Genomic DNA, 17,391 nt, shown 5'->3' with positions numbered 1-17,391 from the left:
TGCCCGAGATGAAGTCTGTGCTGGAGCGGGAGCTCGAGGCGCGCCGCGAACCGTTCGTGCACGCGACCGTGGTGCGCGCGGTGCGCCCGACGAGCGCGCACGCGGGCGACACGGCGCTCGTGCGCTTGACCGGCGAGATCGAGGGCTTCGTCGGCGGAACCTGCGTGGAGGCATCCGTTCGCCTGTACAGCCTGCAGGTGCTCGAAAGCCGCCAGCCGCTGCTGCTCAAGGTCGTGGCCGGTGTACCGTCGAGCACGGTGGAGGACGGCGCGGTCGAGGTTTCCAACCCCTGTGTCAGCGGCGGGGCGATCGAGATCTTTCTCGAACCGCGCCTTCCCCTGCCGCGCCTGATCGTGGTCGGGTCGACGCCCGACGCCACGGCCCTTGCCACCCTCGCACCGCTCGTCGGTTTCGAGCTCCTGCAAACGGATGGCGCCTCTGCCGCCCCGCAGGCCGGCGACGCTGCGCTGGTCGTCGCGTCCCACGGCAGGGACGAGGAGTCCGCGCTGCTGGCGGCGCTGGCTGTGGGGGTGCCGTACGTGGCGCTCGTGGCCAGTCCCCGGCGCGGTGCGGCGGTGCTTGCGTCGCTCAACGTGTCGCCGGAGCAGCGCGCGCGGGTGTTCAGTCCGGCGGGCCTTGACCTCGGGGCGCGAACGCCCGGAGAGATTGCGGTGTCGATTCTGGCGCAGCTGGTGCAGGAGCGGGCCGGGCGGGGACATCCGGTTGGTGTGGGCGCGGTTAGTGTGGGCGCGGCTGGTGCCGGTGCGGTGGCGGGAGCGGCGGATTCGGCGATCGCCGCAGAGCCGCCTGACGCCAAAGCGCGTGCTACCGACCCACCTGCTGCCGAGTCGCAGGCCGCCGGCGTCGCGATCGACCCGGTCTGCGGCATGTCCGTGGCCGCGCTGCCGTCGACGCTGCAGGTCGAGCACAACGGCGAGACCGTCTATTTCTGTGCGGCGGGCTGCCGCAAGGCGTTTCTGGCGAATCCGGAGCCGTATGCGACCGCGCGGTAGGCACCCGCGCGGTAACCGCCCGACTTCACAATGGGGGTGGCTGCGTTGGTGACTCTGCCCGAGATCGTGCCCGATGTCGCCGCGCTACAGCGCGCCCTCGATACCGAGGACTATCTGGCCGACGACGGGCTCGCAACCGCGGTGTTCCTAGCCGTCCGCATGCGGCAGCCGCTGCTACTCGAGGGCGAACCGGGGGTCGGCAAGACCGAGATCGCCAAGGCACTCGCCCGACTGCTCGACACCGAACTGTTTCGCCTGCAGTGCTACGAAGGCATCTCGGCCGGGGAGGCACTGTACGAGTGGAATTACCCGCGGCAACTGCTCGGCATCCGTTTGGCCGAGGCGCGCGGGGTTGAACTGGCCGAGACCGAGCTGTTCGGCCGCGACTACCTGCTGCGCCGCCCGCTGTTGCAGGCGATCGAGCACGCGGGCCCGCGGCCGGCCGTGCTGCTGCTCGACGAGATCGACCGGGCCGACGCCGAGTTTGAAGCCTTCACCTTTGAGCTGCTCGCCGAGGCTGCGGTCACCATCCCCGAGCTCGGAACCGTGCGGGCCACGCATCCGCCGATCGTGATTCTCACCAGCAATCGCACCCGCGATCTGCATGACGCGCTGACCCGGCGCTGTCTCTATCACTGGATCGACTACCCGGGGCCGGAGCGGATCGCGCAGATCGTGCGCCGCCGGGTACCGAGCAGTTCACAGGTGATTGCGACCGAGGCCGCACAGGCCATCACCCGCCTGCGTTCGCTTGACCTGGTGAAGCCGCCCGGAATCGCCGAGGCCATCGACTGGGTGGGCGCGCTCGGGGTGCTCGGCATGGAGCAGCTGAGCGGCCGGGCGGTCGAGCAGACCTGGGGTTTCGTGCTGAAGAACCGTGACGACCTCGATCTCGCTACCGCTCGCGGGGCCGCCTGGGTCGTCGAGGCCGCCGGTGCCTGACCGCGGCGCACCTGTGCCCGGCAGAAGTGAGCCAGGCACCAGCAAGCCCGACGCGCGTCAGCGCGACATCGAGTCGGCCTCACCGAGGTTTCCGAAGCCGCCGGCCCAGGGCCGGATCCTGCCGATCGAAGCTGCGGCCCTCGCCGCTGGGTTCAGCACGGCCCTGCACCGCGCCGGACTTCCCGTGTCGCCCGACCGGGCGGCCCGGCTGGCCGAGGCGCTCCGCCTCGTCCCCCCGACCGACCGCGCCGCCCTGTACTGGGCCTGCCGGATCGTGTTCGTCTCCCAGCAGCAGCACCTTGCCCGGTTCGACGCGGTGTTCAGCGCCGTCTTCGACGGTCGACTCGACCCGGCCGAAAGCCGCGGTGATCCCAATGCTCCCCCGGCGATCGGCTCGGAAACCCGTTCCCAGGCCACCCCGCCGACCAATCGTCCGGCCGCAGCTCCCGAGCCTGGGGCCGATCGCCCGCCGGCCCCATTGCCCGGCACCGACTCGAGCGACAACGATAACGAGGCCCCGGAGCACGACGCCATCCTCGCCCTGGCCTCGAGCGACGAACACCTGCACAACATGGCATTCGCCGACCTCGCCCCCGACGAACTCGCCCGCCTGCGCGAGCTCGTTGCCCGCATCGTGCTGTCGACGCCGACCCGCCTGAGCCGCCGCAGGCATCCGTCGCGGCACAGCCGTGACCGGCTCGATCTGGCCCGCACCGTGCGGTCAGCGCAGCGTACCGGGGGCGATCCGATCGCCCTGCACCACGCCCGCCGCCGGTCGAAGCCGCGCCGACTCGTGCTGCTCTGCGATGTTTCGGGCTCGATGGAGCCCTACACCCGGGTGTTCCTGTCGCTGCTTCAGGGCGCGGCGTCCGGCGCGCGGGCCGAAGCGTTCGTGTTCTCCACCCAGCTCACCCGGCTGACCCGTCAGCTCGCGCTCCGCGACCCGGACCAGGCACTCGCGCAGGCGGCCGCCACCGCGACGGACTGGGCCGGCGGTACCCGGCTGGCCGCGAGCATCCGTCGATTCATCGACGATTTCGGGCGACGCGGTCTGGCCCGGGGAGCGGTGATCGTGGTGTTCTCGGACGGCTGGGCGCAGGACGACCCAGTCGACGTCGACGCCCAGATGGCACGCCTGCGCCGACTCGCGCACCGCATCATCTGGGTGAACCCGCGCAAGGTCGCCGTCGACTACCGGCCGCTCGTCGGCGGCATGGCCGCCGCGCTCCCCTACTGCGACGCCTTCGTCAGCGGCCACAGCTACGCCGCCCTGGCCGAGGTGGCGGCCGCGATTCGCGGCGACCCGCCAGCATCCGATCAACGAGCAATCTCCCACCAACCGACCTGACCGAGCAGAGGACACCCTGATGCAACTTGACAGCACCTTCACCGTTATCGCCCCCGTCGACACGGTCTGGGACACCCTGATGGACTTCGAACGTGTCGCCGGGTGTGTGCCGGGCGCTCAGATTCTCAACCAACTCAGCGATGACAACTACCAGGTGGGGATGAAGGTCAAGCTTGGCCCGGTCACGATGCAGTACCGCGGGCAGATGAACGTCGACGAGCGCGACGCCGAGGCACACCGGGCCGTATTCTCCGGCAAGGCTCAGGAGACCCGCGGTCAGGGTACAGCCCAGGCCACGGTCACCCTCGTTCTGGTCGAAACCGACGGTGTCACCCAGGGCACGGTCAGCGCCGATTTGTCCCTCTCCGGCAAGGCGGCGGCCATGGGCAAGGGCGTCATCAGCAGCGTCACCGAGCAGATGATGGGGCTGTTCGCCGGCAATCTGCAAGACCTGATCGAGGGCGGTGCCGCTGCTGATTCCGACGGTGAAGCGGATGCCCCGGCCGCCGATACTCTCCCTAACGTCACGCCGGATGCCCCCGCCCGGCTGCCCAGCGCCGTGCCGCCGCGCCCAGTGCCACCGCGCGCGGCTCCGGCAGACGGCCATCGCGGGGCGCCCGCTGGTGGGCATCGCGGCGCGCCCTATCGGGCAGCGCCGGCCCCGAGCCTCGACGCTCTGAGCTTGGTCAAGGGCGTCATTGCCGACCAGTTGAGCGACCCGGTGAAACTTGTGGGTCTGCTGGCCACGGTAGCGTTCATCGCATACCGAATCGGTCGACGGGCATCCGGCCGTTAGAGTCGACCGACGACAGAAGGGAGCCCGGCATGCGTGAAGTTCTCACTACCCTCTTCGCTGGCTGGCAGGGCGGCGCGACGGCGGGTCTCGCGACCGTCGTGCGCACCTTCCAGTCGGCACCTCGGCCAGCCGGCGCATCGATGCTGGTCAGCGCCGACGGCACGGTCGCCGGCTCGGTCTCTGGCGGCTGCGTCGAGGGCGCCGTCTACGAACTGGCCACCCAGGTCGTAGAGGACGGCGTGCCGGTACTCGTGCGCTACGGCATCAGCGACGACGACGCCTTCGCGGTGGGGCTGACCTGCGGCGGTATCCTCGACGTCTTCATCGAACCCGTCTCCCGCGGAACCTTCGCGCTGCTCGAGGGGGTGTATGACGATGTGGACGCCGGGCGCCCGGTGGGGGTCGCCACGGTGATCGAGCATCCGGATGCCGGCTGGATCGGCCGCCACCTCGTGGTGCGGCCGCAGGGATTCGCGGGCGATCTCGGATCGGACCGCGCCAACCACGCCATCGGCGACGACACCCAGGGGTTGCTCGCCGCCGGCCGCAACACGACTCTGACCTACGGTCCAGACGGCGAGCGTCGCGGCGAGGGCATGCGGGTGTTCTTCGCGAGCTACGCGCCCAGGCCCCGCATGCTGGTCTTCGGAGCGATCGATTTCGCCACCGCTCTGGCCCGGCTCGGAACCTTTCTCGGCTACCGGGTAACGGTCTGCGATGCCCGTGGCGTGTTCGCCACCGCCGCCCGCTTTCCCGGGGTCGACGAAGTCGTGGTGAGTTGGCCCGACCGCTACCTGCGCGAACAGATCGCGGCCGGCCTCATCGATCCCCGCACGGTCATCTGTGTGCTCACCCACGACCCGAAATTCGACGTTCCCCTGCTTGAAGCCGCCCTGCACGGCCCATCGGTGGCGTATATCGGCGCCATGGGATCCCGCCGCACCCACCTCGACCGGCTGGAACGACTGCGGGCGGTCGGCGTGACAGATAGCGAGCTGGCCCGGCTGCGCAGTCCGATCGGCCTCGATCTCGGCTCCCGCACGCCGGAGGAGACAGCGGTCTCGATCGCGGCCGAGATCATCTCCCTGCAGTGGGGCGGGAGCAACGAACCCCTGCACACCCTCGTCGACTCCATCCACGGCGACTCTGTCCACCATGACGACCTCGTCGACCCCAACCCGCCACCGCCATCGTCGCCGCCATCGAGTCAAGCTCCGGGGAGCACGTCCATTTCACGAACGGTCCTTCGCGGCTAGCTGTACCGGGCAGCGCGCGCAGTTCGAAGCGCGTGTTACGCGAGGTGCCATCTTTTGCCCTATGGCGTACGTGGGGCGCCACGGGCGGTCGGCGATAGGCTCGACGGATGGCTCTCGAATCCGCTGTCCCCCCGACTGTCACGCCGAAGAGCGATCGAGATTCTGCCCGATGAGCATTCTGGACGCCGTCAGGTCGGTGCTGTTCGTACACGCGCACCCCGACGACGAGACCATCGGCACCGGCGGCCTCATCGCGTATCTCGCGAGCCGCGGCATCCGCATCACCCTGGTTACGGCCACCCGCGGTGAACGCGGTGAAGTCGTCGCGGGGCCGCTCGCGGCGCTCGTCGGCACTGCCGCCCTGGCCGAGGAACGCGAGCGCGAACTCGAGCGCGCCGCCCGGACGCTCGGCATCAACGAGGGATTCTGGCTCGGCGAGGCACCGGCCCGCGCGCCCGGGCTCGCGCCGCGCCACTACCGCGACTCCGGTATGGAGTGGATCCGCCCCGGCCTGGCCGGCCCTGCCGCCGATTCCGCAGCGGATGCCCTCGCCCGAGCTCCGCTCGCCGAGGTCACCACCGACCTCGTCGCCGTTCTCCAGCACGTGCAACCGAGCCTGGTCATCAGCTACGACCGAACCGGCGGCTACGGCCACCCGGACCACGTCCGCGTACACGACGCCGCCCTCGCCGCCAGCCGAGCACTCGCCATCCCCTACGCCGAGATTCTCCACTCCCCCACAGAGGATACGGAATGGTTCGACCTCGACGCCTATCGCGCCACCGTCGTGGCCGCCCTCCGCTGCCATGCCAGCCAGCTCAGTGTCGACGGCGACTTCATCGTGCACTCCGGCGGCCAGCGCGAACCCATCCGCCCGTCGGTCGGCCTGCGCCTGCGCTGACCATAGCATCCGCTTAAACCAAATGAGGCCGCCCAATGGGCGGCCTCAGGATCGGTAACAGCGTGTGACAGAACCGGTGGTGGAGATGCGGGGAATTGAACCCCGGTCCACTGCTGTGGTCATATGCCTTCTACGGGTGTATCCAGTGAAATCGCTTTCTCGGCCCCGGAATTTGCCACTGGCATCTACTCCGACAGGCCCAGCCTTCGTTTAAGTCCCTCTACACCCCGTGGCTCAATGTAGAAGCAATCTCTCTAAATGGCGTCAGGATCCGGGTAGAGAGCATTCCCGGTCTGGCGGACTTCTTTAGTGCTTTCGCTTAGGCAGCGAGAGCGAAGTCAGTGCGCTTTGAATTGGCACTTATTGTTTTGCAGAGATCGTTTACGAGATAACCCTGCATCCTCGACCCGCTTCTCACAATTGCGCAAACAATGTCGAAACCGATCATCCCCCTACACATCACACGCTTTCCAAATGAAAGCTCATGCGATGGGTTCGTGTCACACGCTGTTGAGTTACCAATCTGCACCAGTTTCGGTGCAGCCCTCCATACTACTACAGAAGTTGCCTAGTCGCCGAGGTGGCGCTGCGCCGACATCGCGCGGTCCGATTCGCGCTTGTCGGTGCGTTCCCGCAGAGTCTGACGCTTGTCGTACTCTTTCTTACCCTTGGCGACGGCGATCTCAACCTTGGCCCGACCATCCGCGAAGTAAATCCGCAGCGGAATGAGCGTGTAACCGCCCTCCTTGGTCTTGTGGCTGATTTTAATGATCTCCTTCTTGTGCAGCAGGAGTTTGCGCTTGCGGCGCGGCGGGTGATTGGTCCACGAGCCGCCGGAATACTCCGGAATGTGCACCGCATCCAGCCAGGCCTCGCCGCCCTCGATGAAGGCGTAGCCGTCAACCAGGGTGGCCCGGCCCGCGCGCAGCGACTTGACCTCGGTGCCGCTCAGGACCATTCCGGCCTCGTAGGTGTCACTAATGAGGTAGTCATGTCGGGCCTTGCGGTTGGTCGCCACGACCTTTTCGCCACGTTCCCTGGGCATGTGCTCACCTCAATTCTTATTCGTCAAGTGGATGCCGCCGAAAGATCCGGCAGACAGCCCACCAGTCTACCGGCCCCGCGCCTGGTCGCTGCGCGCGGGCATCCGCTTGACGCTTAGACCTTGAGGTAGCGGGTGATCGCGAAGTTGGCCGAGAACGCGGCGAGCACCGCGCCGACCACCAGCAGGATGGGCACCACAACGAGCGCATCATCCATACCGACCAGGGCAAAGCCGGTGAGTCTGGCCCCGAGATAGCCCTGCACGAAGAAGTACACCAGCGCCACAATCGCGACGCCGGCGAGCAGCGAGCCGAGCAGCGCCGCGAAGACGCCCTCGAGAATGAACGGCGTTTGAATGAACCGGTTGCTCGCGCCGACCAGTCGCATAATGCCGAGTTCGCGGCGTCTCGAGAACGCCGACAAACGGATGGTCGTGGCGATGAGCAGCGCCGCTGCGATCAGCATCAACCCGGCAATGCCGATGGCGGTGTAGCTCGCGACGTTGAGTACCGAGAAAATCTGGTCCAGGTATTTGCGCTGGTCAGCGACGTTTTCTACGCCGGCCACCCCGGACAAGCTCTCGACCAGCACGGCGGACTGGGACGGGTCCTGGAGGTTGACCCAGAAGGTCTGGTTCAACTGATCCGCGGTCACGTAATCGGCCACCGGGTTGCCGGCGAACTGCTTCTTGAAGTTCTCGAAGGCCTGCTCGTGCGTCTCGAAATAGTAGGTGTCGACGAACGGCGCCAGGGTCGGCGATTCGAGCTGGGCCTCGACGGCTGCGATCTGCTCTGCCGAGGCGTCGCCGCCGGTGCAGGTTTCGCCCGGCGAGATGTCGGAGCACATGTAGATACCGACCTGCGCCTTGTCGTACCAGAAGTTCTTCATCTGGCCGATCTGCATCTGCATCAGTACGGCCGCGCCGACGAAGGTCAGCGAGATGAAAGTCACGAGTACCACGGAGACGACCATGGATGCGTTGCGTCGCAGACCGTTCGCGGCCTCGGAGAGCACCAGTCCGAGCCTCATCGGTTGGGCCCCACGTTCTGTTCGCCGGTTTGGTCGGGTTTCTCGCCCGGCGCCCGCAGGCCGAGTTTCTCGGCGAGGGTGAGCTGTTCGGGGGCGTCGTTCGGGGCGACCGGAAGAACCGGGCGCGCCATCGATGGCGTGGCCACGGCGGGACCGGCCTCCTCTGCAGCAGGAGATTCGGCCGCAGGAGCCGACTCAAACGGTGTCGGAACAACCGACGCGGCCGCCGCTGCAACCGCAGCTGCCGCCGCCTGGTGCAGGGACACGGAGGTTTCGGGAACCGGCGCCGACGGATGCGTCAACGAGGGTTGAGCCGCGGCCCGCGCTGCGACGGCGGCCGACGCGACCGGCACGGGGTCGCTCGCTGCGGCATCCGCTTCAGACGACGGCACGATGGTCGGGATGGACGCGGTGGCGTAGCCGCCCTGGCGTTCATCCCGCACGATCTCGCCGTTGACCAGTTCGATCACGCGGCGCTGCATCTTGTCCACGATGCCGGCCTCGTGGGTGGCCATGATCACGGTGGTGCCGCCCGCGTTGATGCTCGCGAGCAGTGCCATGATTTCGGCGCTCGTGGTGGGGTCGAGGTTTCCGGTGGGCTCATCGGCCAGCAGAATCTGGGGCTTGTTCACGATGGCGCGGGCAATGGCCACGCGCTGCTGCTCACCACCGGAGAGTTCGTGCGGCAGGCGCTGGGCCTTCTCGGCCAGGCCGACCATCTTCAGGGTGTCGGGCACGGCTTCCTGAATGAAGCCACGGCTCTTGCCGATGACCTGCAGGCTGAACGCGACATTGTCGAAGACCGTCTTGTTCGGCAACAGCCGAAAGTCCTGAAAGACCACGCCCATGTTGCGGCGAAAGTAGGGCACCTTGCGGTTGGAGATCGAGCGCAGGTCTTGCCCGAGCACGTGGATGCTGCCGCTGGTCGGCTTCTCCTCCTTGAGCACGAGCCGCAGACAGCTCGATTTGCCCGATCCGGAGGCGCCGACCAGAAAGACGAATTCGCCTCGCAAAATCTCGACGTCGATCGAGTTCAGGGCCGGCCGAGAGGTGCCGGGATACTTCTTGGTTATGTGATCAAAGCGGATCATAGCTCTTAGAGCCTAGGCACCCGCTGGCGTTTTCCCTACTGCGACATACCCGAGAGGGGGAAGGCTCAGCATCCGTTTAGTCTTCGGGGGCTTTCTTGCGCCAGCGGATGCCGGCCGAAATGAAACCGTCCAGGTCACCATCGAAGACGTTGCTGGGGTTGTTCACCTCGTACTCGGTGCGCAGGTCCTTGACCATTTGGTAGGGCGCGAGCACGTAGCTGCGCATCTGGTCGCCCCAGCTCGCGGTGATGTTGCCGGCGAGCTCTTTCTTGGTCGCGGCCTCTTTCTCGCGCTCGAGTACCAGCAGCCGGGACTGCAGCACGCGCATGGCGGCGGCCCGGTTCTGAATCTGGCTCTTCTCGTTTTGGCAGCTCACCACGGTGCCGGTGGGCAGGTGGGTGATGCGCACGGCGGAGTCGGTGGTGTTGACCGACTGGCCGCCAGGGCCGCTCGAGCGGAAGACATCCACTCGAATATCGCCGTCGGGCACCTCTATAGACTCGGTCTGTTCGATCAAAGGCACCACCTCGACCGCGGCGAATGAGGTCTGGCGCTTGCCGGCCGAGTTGAACGGGCTCATCCGTACCAGGCGGTGGGTTCCGGCCTCGACGCTGAGCGTGCCGAAGGCGTAGGCGGCATCGACCTCGAAGGTCGCGCTCTTGATGCCGGCTTCTTCGGCGTAGCTGATGTCGAGCACGGTCGTGCGGTAGTCGTGCTGTTCGGCGTAGCGCAGGTACATGCGCAGCAACATTTCGGCGAAGTCGGCGGCATCCACTCCCCCGGCGCCGGCGCGAATGGTGATGACGGCGTTGCGTTCGTCGAATTCGCCGTTGAGCAGGGTCTGCACTTCGAGCTCGCCGAGCAGCTTCTGCAGGCTGACGAGTTCGACGCCGGCCTCGTCGGCCAGTTCCTGGTCACCCTGGCCGTCATTGGCCATCTCCACGAGCACCTCGAGGTCATCGAGGCGGACTTCGATGCTTTCGATGCGGGCCAGTTGCGACTGCCGGTGGCTGAGGTCGCTCGTCACCTTCTGGGCGTGCTCGGTGTCGTCCCACAAGTCGGGCATACCGGCCTCGCCGCTGAGGTCGTCAATCTCCGCGCGCAGTCGATCAATGTCGATCACCGAGCGGATGTCGCCAAACGTGGTCCGCAGCGCGGCGATCTGTACTGAGAAATCCAAGTCAATCATGTTCTGTTCAGCCTACCGGGCGAAGGCGCGGTGCTGCCGAGCTGGTGGGCGCACCACTCGAACAGCACTCCGGAAAACACGGTCGGGATCGCACGTGCCGGATTACAGGGGCGGGATCGCATGGGTCTGAGCAGCACGGGTCGGGATAGCACGGTCGGGATTGCACTGCGAGTAGCATCGAACCGATGAGCAACCACGAGCGCCCCTTCAGCCTGCGCTCGGTCGCCCTGGTCGCGTTCCTACCGACCCTGCTGTTCTCGATCGGCGAGGGCGCGATTATCCCGCTGATTCCCCTGGTTGCGACTGACCTCGGTGCATCCCTGGCCATTGCCGGTGTGATTGCAGCGATGGTCATGCTCGGTGAGCTGGTCGGCGATATTCCCAGCGGCTGGATCGTCTCGCGCATCGGGGAACGGAACGCGATGATCTGGGCATCCGCTCTCACCATCGGTGCAGTGATCGTCTGCATTGTCGCTCCCAACCCACTCGTGCTCGGTCTCGGCATTTTTCTGGTGGGCCTCGCCACAGCCATTTTTGCGCTCGCCCGGCATGCCTTCATGACCAACTATGTGCCGCTGGTCTACCGGGCCCGCGCGCTGTCGACCCTCGGCGGCGTGTTTCGAGCCGGCTGGTTTGTCGGCCCCTTTCTCTCGGCCGGCCTGATTCACCTCACCGGTGGTACGCAGGCCGTGTTTTGGGTGTTCATCATCTGCTGCGTCGCCGCATCAGCGACGCTGCTGTTGTTGCCAGACCCGTCGAAAACCTTTGCCACTCCCTCCGCTGATACGACCATATTCGACGCCACCGACACGAGCACCGGCGCGATCAGCAGCACCGGAACGGCGCGACCGGCCGTGCCGGTGCAGGGATTGTTCCAGACCATTTGGAGTCACCGCGGAGTGCTTTTGCGGCTCGGTACGGGCGCCGGTCTGATCGGTGCGATGCGGGCCAGCCGCACGGTGATGCTGCCACTCTGGGCGGTCAGTATCGGCATCAGCGCCCCCGACACGGCGTTGATCATCGGCATCGCCGGCGGCATCGACTTCGCCCTGTTCTATGTCAGCGGCCAGATCATGGACCGGTTCGGCCGCATCTGGAGCGCGCTGCCCTCGATGATCGGCCTCGGTGCCGGCCACCTGGCACTCGCGTTCACCCACGACCTGCCGAGCAACGTGGGGTGGTTCATCGGCGTGGCCATGTTCCTCTCGCTCGCCAACGGGGTCGGCAGCGGCCTGCTGATGACGCTCGGCGCCGACCTCGCTCCGCGGCCGAATCCCGCACCGTTCCTGGGCGCCTGGCGGTTCACTGCCGACTTCGGCAGTGCCGCAGCTCCCCTGGCGGTCGCCGGCATCACCGCCCTGGTCTCGCTCTCGGTCGCCAGCGGCGTCATGGGGGCAATTGGCCTCTGCGGCGCGGTGCTGCTGCGCCGCTACATTCCGCGCTACGCCCCGCATCGCCCCGGCCGCCTGCTCTGACAGGGCGAACCTGACCGGGTGGAATGTTCTCGGCGGCTCGCGCGTTGGGCCAAATATGCCCCTCATCGGAGAATACGAGCCAAGCACCGCCCAGTGGGTGCGCGACCAGGTCGACCTGTACGAGAAGTCCGGCGGAACCGAGGGCACGACTCTGCGTGACATGCCCGTGATCGTACTCACCACCGTCGGCCTCAAGAGCGGCAAGTTGCGCAAGGCACCGCTCATGCGCGTCGAACACGACGGCCACTATGCCGCTGTCGCCTCGCTCGGTGGCAGCCCCAAAAACCCGGTCTGGTACGCCAACGTCATCGCGCACCCCGAGGTGGAGCTGCAAGACGGGCCCGAGAAGTGGGACATGCGCGCCCGCGAGATCACCGGCGACGAAAAGGCCGTCTGGTGGGAGCGCGCCGTGGCAGCGTTCCCCGACTACGCCGCCTACCAGGTCAAGACCGAGCGGAAGATTCCGGTTTTCGTGCTCGAACCCATCGAATAAAGGTGGCGAAAGCAGCCACCCGCAAGGCGTCGATCGACCGCATCACGCTGCCCGACCTCGCCGACGACGACGGGGCGCAGCTTTGCTCCGGCGACGGTCGCGAGGCCGAGCGCTACACCGGCGTGAACCTCGACGGCCGCGACCTGACCGGTATCACCTTCGGGGAGTGTGAATTTGCGGGAGTCTCGCTGCATGAGACCAAGCTGCGCGGAGCATCCTTCTCGGAATGTCTCGCCACTGATCTGCACGCCCCGGTGTTCAGCGCGCCGCGCTCGAACTGGCGTGACGTGCAGCTCAACCACGCCCGACTCGGCTCGGTCGAGGCCTACGAGGCGACGCTGCGCTCGGTGCACATCGACGGGTCGAAGCTCGATTTCGTAAATCTGCGCAACGCGACCCTGACCGATGTGCTGCTGAGCAACTGCATTATCGACGAGCTCGACCTCGGCAGCGCCACCGTGCAGCGCCTCGAACTGCAGAACTGCCGCATCGGCACCCTCGATGTCGGCGGCGCCAAGCTCAAGGACGTCGACCTGCGCTCGAGTGACTTCTCGGCCGTCCACGGCCTCGAGGGCCTGCGCGGTGCCACGATCGACGATGCCCAGCTCGGCATGCTGGCGCCGCTTCTCGCCGCCCACCTCGGCCTGCGCGTCGAATAAGCAGGGCCTCGACGCCGCTCGATAAGCGGATGCCCGGGCCGGCCTCGTACGGCCGCCCGCGCGGGGTCGCCGCGTCAGGGAATCGCGACCGCGGTCAGCTCGAGGTCGGACTTCGGCTGGTCGCGCTGGGTCGCGATCGCAGCCCCGGCGGCCACGCAGACCACGACGATCGCGATCTGCTGCAGCAGCGTGAAGGTCTCGCCGAGCACGAGCGCGCCGAACCCGGCCGCGATCACCGGGCCGAAGCTTGTGATGATCGCGTACAGCCGAGGGCTGATCCGCCGCAGAATGTACGTGTCGAGTGTGTACGGGAAGGCCGAGGAAACCACTCCGACGAGCAGGAGCAACCCGACAACGCCCCAGGTGAACGCCGACAGGTCGAGGGTGAGCACGGCGAACGGCACCACGATCACGAGGCTGACCAGGCTGGCAATGGAGATACCCTCAAGGCCGGCAAATTCGGTCGCCACCCTGCGGGTCAGCAGGATGTAGCAAAACCAGGAAGCCGCTGCGGTCAGGGCGAGCGCAATGCCGAGCAGGTCGAGCGTGCCGTCCGACCAGGTCAACAGAAACACACCCCCGGCGGCGGCCGCGGCGCACACGAAGTCCAGGATGCGGCGGCTGGTAACGAGGGCGAGAGCGAACGGGCCGAGAAATTCAATGGTCGCCGCAACGCCCAGCCCGAGCATGCTCACGGCCTGGTAGAAGCTGAGATTCATCACGGCGAGCACGACGCCGAGGGCAAGCGGCGGCCAGATGCGGCTCCAGGTCAGGTTCTTGAGCCTGGGCCGCGCCAGCGGCAGCACGACGATGACCATGACGATTTGTCGGGCCGCGACGACGACCGGCGAGCCGACGAGGGGAATGAGCAGTCCGGCCAGCGACGAACCGAAATTGATGCTGACTTCGGTGGCGAGTTGAGCTCCCGCACCCTTCCACTGCCCCCGCTTGGTACGCACACTACTCCTGTCGGCGCCGTCAGGGCACCTAGCGAGGGTACCGCGCGCGGCATCCGCTCTGAGCATGCGCGGACGACCGCGGCCTAGGGCTGCAGCGGAACGAAGGTGTATTCGCTGGTCAAATGTTCGTGCTGGCAGGCACCGCAGTAGAGCACTCCGGACACGCGCATCGCGTCGACCCGGGAGGAGCATTGGATGACCTTGGGCCCACAGCACGGCGAGATCACCATGAAGCCACCCGATTCGGCCGGATCGTGACCGCTCAATCCGCGGTAGTGATGCACTCCCTCGCAGGGGAGAAGAGACTCGAAGTCGAGCTGCTCCACACTGTGCTCATCGACTTCGTGTCGGTCTAGTAATGCATCCATGAATTAACAGCCGTTCTCGGTAATTCTCAGCCGCCATGCTGGGCCACGTCAACCGGTGGCGACCAGCCCGGTTGAACGACGACCCGAGGTCGCCAGCACTACCAACCGGGGACCGGGGCTGGAACGAGTTTCGACTGCGTAAAAATGTGATGCCTCCTACGGGTAAGAGGCCTCCGTGTCGGCTACGTGTCGGCTACGTGTCTGTGCATAGTACGCTTCCATCCTGAAAAAGCTAGTGCGCCTTTGTGGGCGCTCCCCGCCTACCCCGGCCATCTCCCTCGAGAGCGGGAAATGTGTTGCTTCACGGGTGCTGAGGCAGCAATTATCCCGCTCTCGCGGAAGGGGACGCTGCTAGTGGAACACAGCCCGGGACACCACCGTCACCTCAAGCGGCACCCCGTCGGGAACCACGAGGGTGAGCACGGGTGGGCGCCACCACGACCGCAGGGTCACCGACGCGCTCTGCCCATCAGCGGATGCCGCGCTCGTCACGCCGAGCGCCTCGAACGAGGGATGGGGAACGAGGCGCAGGTACTCGTCCACCGCGGCCGACACGTCATCGGAGCGCAGCTGCGGCCGAGGGCCCACCATGCCGACCTGCACCTCGCCGAGGGTGAAGGCCTCGGACCCGGCGAGCGCCGCCCCGTCGGCGAGGCTCAGCAGCCGCTTGTGCTCGAGGTAAAGCGACGTCGCTGAGAGTGCCACGAGCACGAGGCTCAGGGCGAGGAAGCCGTAGAAGATGATGAGCAGCAGGGTCGACCCGTCTTCGGCCCCGGCGTGCGGCAGGCGCCCGCTCATTCGAGGCCGCCAAATCGGGACACGATCTGCGTCGATGCCGCGGTCATCGGCACGCTCGCGCTCTGCTCGAGCGCGAGCAGGTCGGGCACGAGCGGCAGGGCGATGCCGATGCGCACGGTGACCGTCACGAGAGCCTGGCGGGTGAGGCATCGGCTCGGCCCACCGGAGCACTCGATCTGCACCTCGGCATCTCCGGCATCCAGTCCGTAGTCTTCGAGCGCGAAGGCCACGGCGCGCCGAGCGCGCTCGGTCGCCGTGGCCTGGTCCGGCGCCTGCACGTAGACCCTGGCTGCCTGCCGCGCGGCTCCCTCCACGGCGAGCGCACCGCCCTGCAACGACGACAGGGCGAGCACGAGGTAGACCAGCGGAACCAGCAGGATCATTCCCGCCGTGATGAATTCCAGCGAGGCCGAACCGGCCTCACTTCCAGGCGCCCCGGAGCGACTACTCCAGCGTTTCGACCGCGGCATGCGCGACCACCTCCAGTCCGCGCGGGGCACCGAGCAGGCCCATCAGTGGCAGCGGCGCCACCACCCGCACTTCGACGCTCGGGTAGTCGGCACGGGTGCCGTAGCGAGCGACCACATCGGTGGCATAGGTCGATCCGATGGCGGTCGTGATCAGATCGCGCGTTCGCGCAGCTCCGGCGGGCAGGCTGCTATCGGCGAGTGTGGCATAGCGGGCGCCCTCGGCCGCGGCATCGAGCACAGTGTTGCGAATGTGCAGCGCGAGCGCCAGCTGCATGACCATGAGCGTGAGAAAGGTCAGCAACGACACCACCATGACAAACTCGGCCACGGCGCTACCCGCCTCGTCGCGCAACTCGTGAAGGCGCAACCAGGCGAGCCGCCGCATCCGCTTATGCATGGGTCGGTCAGAAACTGCTGACGCGATCCATGGCCTGCTGGAAGACCCCGCTGAGGGCCGGACCGGCGAGCCCCCAGATGATCAAAACCAAACCGGCCGTCATGAGCGTGATCAGCACCCAACCGGGCACGTCACCCGTCTCGTCGCGGAGCAGACCCTTTAGGCGAAGCATGATTCGGGACATGGCATTCTCTTTTCTGGTGAGCGGAACGGTACCGGGCAGTGCGTTTAGAAGCCGGACTGCAGAACAACCAGGCCGGGAAATACAGCGAATAGAACGGTCATCGGCAAAATCAGAAAAACCAGCGGCACGAGCATGGCAACTTCCTTCTTGCCGGCTATCTCGAGTAGCGAGCGTTTCGTCTGGTCGCGGGAATCCTGGGCCTGCGCGCGCAACACCTCGGCGATCGGCGAGCCCCGGTCGAGAGCACCGGTGACCTGATCGACAAATCGGGTCACCTCCGGCAACTGGATGCTCCGCGACAGCGCCAAGAGCGCCACCCCGAGCGGTACCCCCGCGTGCACCTCGGTGATCACCCCCGCGAATTCTCGCGACAGCTCCCCCGAACTCGTGCGGGACACCCGCCGGATCGAATCCAGGATGCCTTCCCCCGCCGACAGCGACAGGGTGAGAAATTCGAGAATGGTCGGCAACTCGCTGCGCATGCGGGCCAACCGGGCGGTGGCGGCCCGTTGCAGGAGCCAGTCCCGCAACACGGCGCCACCGATTCCCGCCACGAACGGCACTACCACGCGCGCCGGCCACGGCAGTTCCGGCAGGGTGACGATGGTGATCACCGTGCCGGCGGCAAAGGCGAGAAGCGCCCAGACCAGTTGCACCGAGCGAAACTCCAGCGCGGTCTTCGCCGAGCCTGACTGGTGGAGCCGGCGCGCGATGAACTCGCTGCCGCCGAGCAGGTTCGACAACCCGCGGGTGAGCGCCCCGAACAGCGGCGCAAACAGGCTGCCCAGCACAGGAATCGGGTTGACGGTTTTTCGGGCGACGATGCTGCGGGCTTCGGCGGAGACGTCGAGAATGTACGGCACGACCCGATCGATCAGACGGGGCCGGGTCAGCCGCGGCGTCAGGCTCACGAGCGACCACAGCCCCACACCGAGACCGCTGCCGCAGAGGACGGCCCAGCCCAGGCTCGCGCTCATGG

20 protein-coding genes and 1 other RNA gene are annotated in these 17,391 nt (G+C 66.9%); 9 read left to right on the top strand and 12 right to left on the bottom strand.

The window, feature by feature from the left end:
- The first annotated feature begins 8 nt into the window (after positions 1–8).
- The 6 genes from E3T41_RS10735 (at position 9) to E3T41_RS10710 (ending at position 6,256) form a co-directional block, all read left to right on the top strand.
- Positions 9–1,013: an XdhC family protein gene (locus E3T41_RS10735; RefSeq protein ID WP_241991129.1), complete on the top strand. Its 1,005-nt coding sequence runs from the start codon at positions 9–11 to the stop codon at positions 1,011–1,013.
- A gap of 36 nt (positions 1,014–1,049) precedes the next feature.
- Positions 1,050–1,955 carry a MoxR family ATPase gene (locus E3T41_RS10730; RefSeq protein ID WP_241991128.1) on the top strand — a complete coding sequence of 302 codons (906 nt, stop codon included), beginning with the start codon at positions 1,050–1,052 and terminating at the stop codon, positions 1,953–1,955.
- 13 nt (positions 1,956–1,968) lie between these two features.
- Complete coding sequence (locus E3T41_RS10725; RefSeq protein ID WP_241991127.1) at positions 1,969–3,303, top strand: VWA domain-containing protein; 1,335 nt, start codon at positions 1,969–1,971, stop codon at positions 3,301–3,303.
- A 19-nt stretch (positions 3,304–3,322) separates the two neighbouring features.
- A complete protein-coding gene (locus E3T41_RS10720) occupies positions 3,323–4,099 on the top strand; it encodes an SRPBCC family protein (RefSeq protein ID WP_092449337.1) in 777 nt (258 codons plus the stop codon).
- A 29-nt stretch (positions 4,100–4,128) separates the two neighbouring features.
- A complete protein-coding gene (locus tag E3T41_RS10715) occupies positions 4,129–5,355 on the top strand; it encodes an XdhC/CoxI family protein (RefSeq protein ID WP_104132643.1) in 1,227 nt (408 codons plus the stop codon).
- A 169-nt stretch (positions 5,356–5,524) separates the two neighbouring features.
- Positions 5,525–6,256 carry a PIG-L deacetylase family protein gene (locus E3T41_RS10710; RefSeq protein ID WP_134478522.1) on the top strand — a complete coding sequence of 244 codons (732 nt, stop codon included), beginning with the start codon at positions 5,525–5,527 and terminating at the stop codon, positions 6,254–6,256.
- Positions 6,257–6,333: 77 nt separating this feature from the next.
- On the opposite strand, the gene ssrA is transcribed toward E3T41_RS10710, so the two are convergent.
- From ssrA to prfB, 5 genes are all read right to left on the bottom strand, one after another.
- Positions 6,334–6,708: a transfer-messenger RNA gene (gene ssrA / locus E3T41_RS10705) on the bottom strand.
- Positions 6,709–6,824: 116 nt separating this feature from the next.
- The gene (smpB, locus tag E3T41_RS10700) at positions 6,825–7,301 is read right to left on the bottom strand and encodes an SsrA-binding protein SmpB (protein WP_092449344.1); all 477 of its coding nucleotides are present in this window, start codon (positions 7,299–7,301) and stop codon (positions 6,825–6,827) included.
- Positions 7,302–7,414: 113 nt separating this feature from the next.
- Positions 7,415–8,329: a permease-like cell division protein FtsX gene (gene ftsX / locus E3T41_RS10695; RefSeq protein ID WP_134478520.1), complete on the bottom strand. Its 915-nt coding sequence runs from the start codon at positions 8,327–8,329 to the stop codon at positions 7,415–7,417.
- Positions 8,326–9,420: a cell division ATP-binding protein FtsE gene (gene ftsE / locus E3T41_RS10690; protein WP_092449349.1), complete on the bottom strand. Its 1,095-nt coding sequence runs from the start codon at positions 9,418–9,420 to the stop codon at positions 8,326–8,328. The genes ftsX and ftsE overlap by 4 nt, the downstream gene beginning before the upstream one ends.
- Positions 9,421–9,496: 76 nt before the next feature.
- Positions 9,497–10,609 carry a peptide chain release factor 2 gene (gene prfB / locus E3T41_RS10685; protein WP_092449351.1) on the bottom strand — a complete coding sequence of 371 codons (1,113 nt, stop codon included), beginning with the start codon at positions 10,607–10,609 and terminating at the stop codon, positions 9,497–9,499.
- A gap of 185 nt (positions 10,610–10,794) precedes the next feature.
- Here prfB and E3T41_RS10680 point away from each other — a divergent pair, with 185 nt between their 5' ends.
- Genes E3T41_RS10680 through E3T41_RS10670 form a run of 3 tightly spaced genes read left to right on the top strand, consistent with a single transcriptional unit; the run spans position 10,795 to position 13,236 of the window.
- Positions 10,795–12,084 carry an MFS transporter gene (locus E3T41_RS10680; RefSeq protein WP_092449353.1) on the top strand — a complete coding sequence of 430 codons (1,290 nt, stop codon included), beginning with the start codon at positions 10,795–10,797 and terminating at the stop codon, positions 12,082–12,084.
- 55 nt (positions 12,085–12,139) lie between these two features.
- Entirely contained in the window at positions 12,140–12,577 is a 438-nt protein-coding gene (locus tag E3T41_RS10675; RefSeq protein WP_092449355.1) for a nitroreductase family deazaflavin-dependent oxidoreductase, read from the top strand.
- A gap of 2 nt (positions 12,578–12,579) precedes the next feature.
- Positions 12,580–13,236, top strand: a complete 657-nt coding sequence (locus E3T41_RS10670; protein WP_092449357.1) for a pentapeptide repeat-containing protein — start codon at positions 12,580–12,582, stop codon at positions 13,234–13,236.
- 74 nt (positions 13,237–13,310) lie between these two features.
- On the opposite strand, the gene E3T41_RS10665 is transcribed toward E3T41_RS10670, so the two are convergent.
- The 7 genes from E3T41_RS10665 to E3T41_RS10640 all read right to left on the bottom strand — a co-directional run bounded on the left by E3T41_RS10665 (position 13,311) and on the right by E3T41_RS10640 (position 17,389).
- Positions 13,311–14,195 carry a DMT family transporter gene (locus E3T41_RS10665; RefSeq protein WP_241979031.1) on the bottom strand — a complete coding sequence of 295 codons (885 nt, stop codon included), beginning with the start codon at positions 14,193–14,195 and terminating at the stop codon, positions 13,311–13,313.
- A gap of 83 nt (positions 14,196–14,278) precedes the next feature.
- Positions 14,279–14,563 carry a hypothetical protein gene (locus E3T41_RS10660; RefSeq protein ID WP_104132650.1) on the bottom strand — a complete coding sequence of 95 codons (285 nt, stop codon included), beginning with the start codon at positions 14,561–14,563 and terminating at the stop codon, positions 14,279–14,281.
- Positions 14,564–14,914: 351 nt separating this feature from the next.
- Positions 14,915–15,361 carry a pilus assembly protein TadG-related protein gene (locus tag E3T41_RS10655; protein WP_092449363.1) on the bottom strand — a complete coding sequence of 149 codons (447 nt, stop codon included), beginning with the start codon at positions 15,359–15,361 and terminating at the stop codon, positions 14,915–14,917.
- Positions 15,358–15,831, bottom strand: a complete 474-nt coding sequence (locus E3T41_RS10650; protein WP_092449365.1) for a hypothetical protein — start codon at positions 15,829–15,831, stop codon at positions 15,358–15,360. The genes E3T41_RS10655 and E3T41_RS10650 overlap by 4 nt, the downstream gene beginning before the upstream one ends.
- Positions 15,806–16,228, bottom strand: coding sequence for a TadE/TadG family type IV pilus assembly protein (locus E3T41_RS10645; RefSeq protein ID WP_233195323.1), 423 nt, complete (start codon positions 16,226–16,228; stop codon positions 15,806–15,808). The genes E3T41_RS10650 and E3T41_RS10645 overlap by 26 nt, the downstream gene beginning before the upstream one ends.
- 7 nt (positions 16,229–16,235) lie before the next feature.
- Positions 16,236–16,412, bottom strand: coding sequence for a hypothetical protein (locus tag E3T41_RS17945; protein WP_166787485.1), 177 nt, complete (start codon positions 16,410–16,412; stop codon positions 16,236–16,238).
- A gap of 44 nt (positions 16,413–16,456) precedes the next feature.
- On the bottom strand, positions 16,457–17,389 hold the full coding sequence (locus E3T41_RS10640) for a type II secretion system F family protein (protein ID WP_134478518.1): 933 nt from the start codon (positions 17,387–17,389) through the stop codon (positions 16,457–16,459).
- Between the last annotated feature and the right edge of the window lie 2 nt (positions 17,390–17,391).

It is taken from the genome of Cryobacterium sp. Hh38 (assembly GCF_004403235.1).
GTDB classification, from domain to species: Bacteria; Actinomycetota; Actinomycetes; order Actinomycetales; family Microbacteriaceae; genus Cryobacterium; species Cryobacterium levicorallinum.
This window is presented reverse-complemented; position numbering and strand designations above follow the sequence as displayed.